The organism is Pontiella sp. (assembly GCF_041622395.1).
Lineage (GTDB): Bacteria > Verrucomicrobiota > Kiritimatiellia > Kiritimatiellales > Pontiellaceae > Pontiella.
The window spans coordinates 1-3,764 of the sequence record NZ_JBFJYW010000335.1 but is presented as its reverse complement, the minus strand read 5'-3'; the positions used below and the strand labels follow the sequence as shown (position 1 = coordinate 3,764).

3 protein-coding genes are annotated in these 3,764 nt (G+C 57.3%); 2 read left to right on the top strand and 1 reads right to left on the bottom strand.

Annotated features, from left to right (window positions below; all coding sequences use genetic code 11):
• Positions 1 to 265: 265 nt before the first annotated feature.
• Positions 266 to 1,162, bottom strand: coding sequence for a DUF2726 domain-containing protein (locus ABYO54_RS15040; protein WP_372809057.1), 897 nt, complete (start codon positions 1,160 to 1,162; stop codon positions 266 to 268).
• Between the two features lie 327 nt (positions 1,163 to 1,489).
• On the opposite strand from ABYO54_RS15040, the gene ABYO54_RS15035 reads away from it, so the two are divergent.
• Positions 1,490 to 2,152 (top strand): response regulator transcription factor, encoded by a 663-nt coding sequence (locus tag ABYO54_RS15035; RefSeq protein WP_372809056.1) that lies wholly within the window; start codon positions 1,490 to 1,492, stop codon positions 2,150 to 2,152.
• Between the two features lie 133 nt (positions 2,153 to 2,285).
• Positions 2,286 to 3,764, top strand: a 1,479-nt coding sequence (locus ABYO54_RS15030; RefSeq protein WP_372809055.1) for a mucoidy inhibitor MuiA family protein, incomplete at its 3' end; no start/stop codon positions are given.

Sequence of the window (3,764 nt, the reverse complement as noted above, 5' to 3'; positions counted from 1 at the left end):
GTGGAGTTGCATTTCGGGGATGTGCGCCGGGTTGCCGCCGCCGAGCATCAGCATGTCGCCCTTGGCCATGGCGGATCCCAGGTCGTCCATCAGTTCCGTGATGGCCGCCTTCCGAGTAAACTTTTCGCCAAACTTTGAGAGTTTCATCCGGGGAAGGTAGCCACCCGGGAAATGAAACACACGAAAAAAATTCAAAGGAACTGTGGCGGTTGCCGGCGCGGGTCTCTCCCGGCGGCTCGGGGGCGGGCAATCGGGCTGGTTCAACTTATGCCGCGGATTGCTGGCTGGCTTTCAGCACCTGGAGGCTACCCTTGATCAGGATGGGATCGTATTGGTAGTTTGCCTTGATTTTGATCAGTTTAATCCCCTGGGCCCCAAGAACCTCTTGCAAGAATTTATTTTTGCGTGTTCGTTGGTCGTTTTGCGCTTTCGGGTCGCAAAGAACCACGACGGCGGAAACCGAAGCATCCTTCGCGTCGTGCAGCACGAAATCGACAATCAAAGGCTCGAGACTCTTGAAGGTAAACATGTGCACCGCAAAGGCTGGATTATGAATGTCGACGATGCGGCTTAAATCGACATGGAAGGTGACGTTGTACTCGTCGATGACGGCGGTCTGAAGCGCTTTTAGGAAGCACATTTCATTTCTGGAAAGTCGAAGCGAGGCTTCTTGTTCGCGCAACACCTTGGATCGATCGGCGACTTGGGGTTCGGTCTCCAGAACTGTCAGTGCAGGCTTTTTAAGCTTTCTCGCCCAGGCAATCGCTAGCCCACCTAAACCGATCGGGGGAAGTAGCAGCAGGTATGGCCAAAACGAGTTGGCTTTTTCATCCACCGCCGGCACGGGCTCCGGCATGAGTTCCGGCACGGGCTCCGGTTCGGGCAAAGGAACCGGCGTCGGGGCGGGTTCTGCGGCTTCTTTGGGCTCCGGGGAAGCGTTGGTGAAATCGGATTCGACGCATAAATCGTTTCTGTCGTAGATTTCGCGGATCAGACCGCCTTCGGCTTGGAAAATATACACCGTCTGGTTCTTTTGAACCAACTTTCCAATGGGGTTGCCGTGTTTTTTTACCGAGTCGTCGAAACGGTCGCCCACTTCGGCGTCCGTTTTTGCGGCACCAAGAACCAGAAGGATCGCACAGGCTATATATGTTGTCTTCATTCGTTCTAGCTTTCTTTAAAAGTTAGTCCTTTGTCCCCGCGTGCCCAAACTGCGAACACGCAGCTGTTTTTTCCTGTTCAACATGACCAGTATCCTTCCCGGATGGAGACACAAAACCAGATTGCTTCTCGAGGCGCAATTACACCTTGGTGATACACGGGGCTCGGGCCCGGTCATGCAACGGTAGAAAACCCTAGGACTTTGACGGAGAATCGGTATAGTGACATTGTGCTTTTTAGGATGGCGCCGTTCCGGTCCGTAGGGGGCGTGAAAAGATTGGGCGTTGATCGATCAAGGGGACTGATTCGCATGTTCGAGCAAGAGAAGATGCAAACGAAAATCGAAGATCCAGATACCGTTTACATTGTTGACGACGATCCTTCCGTTCGCAAATCCATGTCGGGCTTGGTCCAGCGCAAAGGCTACGGCGTTCTTGCATTTGGTTCGGCGGAGGCGTTTCTGGAGTATCGCAAAGATGCCGCCGACGTGGGGTGTTGCTGTCTGGTTCTCGACGTGGCCATGCCCGGCCTAAACGGGATCGCCTTGCAGGAAGCCTTGGTCAAGGATGCGGAAAGCATGCCGATCATCTTCATCTCCGGACACGGGGATATTCCCACCAGTGTGCACGCCATGAAAAACGGGGCCTTGGATTTCCTGGTTAAACCCGTCACCGGCGGGGAGCTGCTGGGGGCCATCGAATTGGCGCTGTGCAAAGACCGGGAGGCGCGTGAACGGCGTGCCGAGATTGCGGCGATTCAGGCCCGCGTGCAGGCGCTAACTCCGCGGGAACGCGAGGTCCTGGCGCTGGTCGTCACGGGCATGCTGAACAAGCAGATCGCCGCAGAAATGGGCATCGAGGAAGGCACCGTCAAGATCCACCGCGGTCGGGTAATGTCCAAAATGGGAGTCGCCTCCGTGGCGGAACTCGTGGCCCTTTGTTCGAAGTACGACGCCGCCCTTTTGGGCGACGACGCGCGTCCGCTGGGATGACGGGGCATCCTGGGATTCGGTGGACGGCGCGGCAAGCTTGCCACCCATTCGCGGCCCTTTTTGTTTCCCGGTTTCGTCGCTTTTATGGCAGGCTTTCACGTCTTTTGGAACGGGGTGGAAATAGGAGGCAAGCATGGTCGGGTTTATCGCAATCGCCGCGTTGGCGGTTTCTTCGCAGGTCACGGAAGTGACCGTCTACAACGACCGCGCGCAGGTCGCGCGCACGGCGCAGGTGGAGCTGGGGCAGGGGATCAATAAGCTGGTTTTCGCGGATCTTCCCGAAGCGGTCGATTCGCGCGGCATCCAGGTCGAGGGCTCCGGTGCGGCAACCGTCCTCGACGTTCGCTTCAAGACCGAAACCTTCAAGGAGATCCCGAAGGAAGCCTGGAAGGAACTTTATGAAAAGCAGGCCCATCTCGAGGAGGGGGAAAAGAAGGAGCTCCAGAAGCTGGAGCGCTTGAAGGAATCCAAGGCGTTTTTGAAAAAGATCACCTCGAAAGTCACCCACACCGCCGACAAGGAGGACGGGGCCGCTTCGCTCGATCCCGGCAGTTGGGAGAGCATGCTTGCGCTGCACACCACCAAGAGCGAGGAATACGATGACGGCCTGCTCGAAACCGAACGCTATCTGAAGGAGATTCGCGAATCGCTCAAAAAGGTGAAGGCCGATATCCAGCATGCCGGGGCCGATTCGCGCAAACAGCGCCGCATCGTCGAAGTCGACCTTGAAGCGGCCACGGCCGGGAAGGCCGAGCTGAAGCTCTCCTACATCGTCCGCGGCCCCCAATGGATCCCGACCTACGATGTCCGCGTCGATACGGCAACCCGTCAGATGGAGGTCAAATATTTTGCCCTCGTCCGCCAAAACACGGGCGAGGACTGGGCGGACGTCGCCCTCAAGCTCTCCACCGCCAATCCCGGCCTCGGCGGCCGGCACCCGGAAATGGAGCCGTGGCGCATCAGTATGTTCCAGCCGCACGGTTCCAAATCGATGAGCAAAGGTATTTATGGCGTTCCGTTGTCCGAATCCGTTTCGATGTTGAATGCCTATGAGTCGGGTTCGGTCAATCGATTCGACGCGCCAGTCGCCGCAGATCTGGATTTTGCGCTGCCCGAGATGGCGGAAAGGAAGACCGCCGTGGCGCGCCAAGGGGCATCGGTGGTTTTCGAGGTGAAGGGCGAGAGCGGGATTGCCTCCGACAACGTCGAACATCGTGTTGCGGTCTCTAGCGTGGTGCTGCCTTCCGTATTCCGCTATTCCGCCATCCCGAAGCTCGATCCGCATGCCTATCTGAAGGCGAAAGCGGTCAACGATGGCGCGCACCCGTTTCTGGCGGGCAAGGCCAACGTCTTTCTTGACGGGGATTTCGTGACGACCTCGCAGATGGAGCTGGTTGCGCCGGAGGAGGAGTTCTGGGTCTTCCTCGGGGCCGACGAAAGCATGAAGGTCGAACACAAGCTCATCAAGAAATACCAGAGCAAGGAGGGGTTCACGGGCAAGGACGTTCGTCACGCCTTCGAATACCTGCTCACGGTGAAAAACACGCACGCGGTCGCGGAAGAGATGATCGTTTGGGATCAGTTGCCGATCTCTGGAACCGAAGGGTTGAAG

What these genes read in the sequence shown, in the direction of transcription:
- ABYO54_RS15035 (WP_372809056.1), top strand. Translation starts at nt 1,490, where the DNA reads ATGCAAACGAAAATCGAAGATCCAGATACCGTTTACATTGTTGACGAC.
- ABYO54_RS15040 (WP_372809057.1), bottom strand. Translation starts at nt 1,162, where the DNA reads ATGAAGACAACATATATAGCCTGTGCGATCCTTCTGGTTCTTGGTGCC.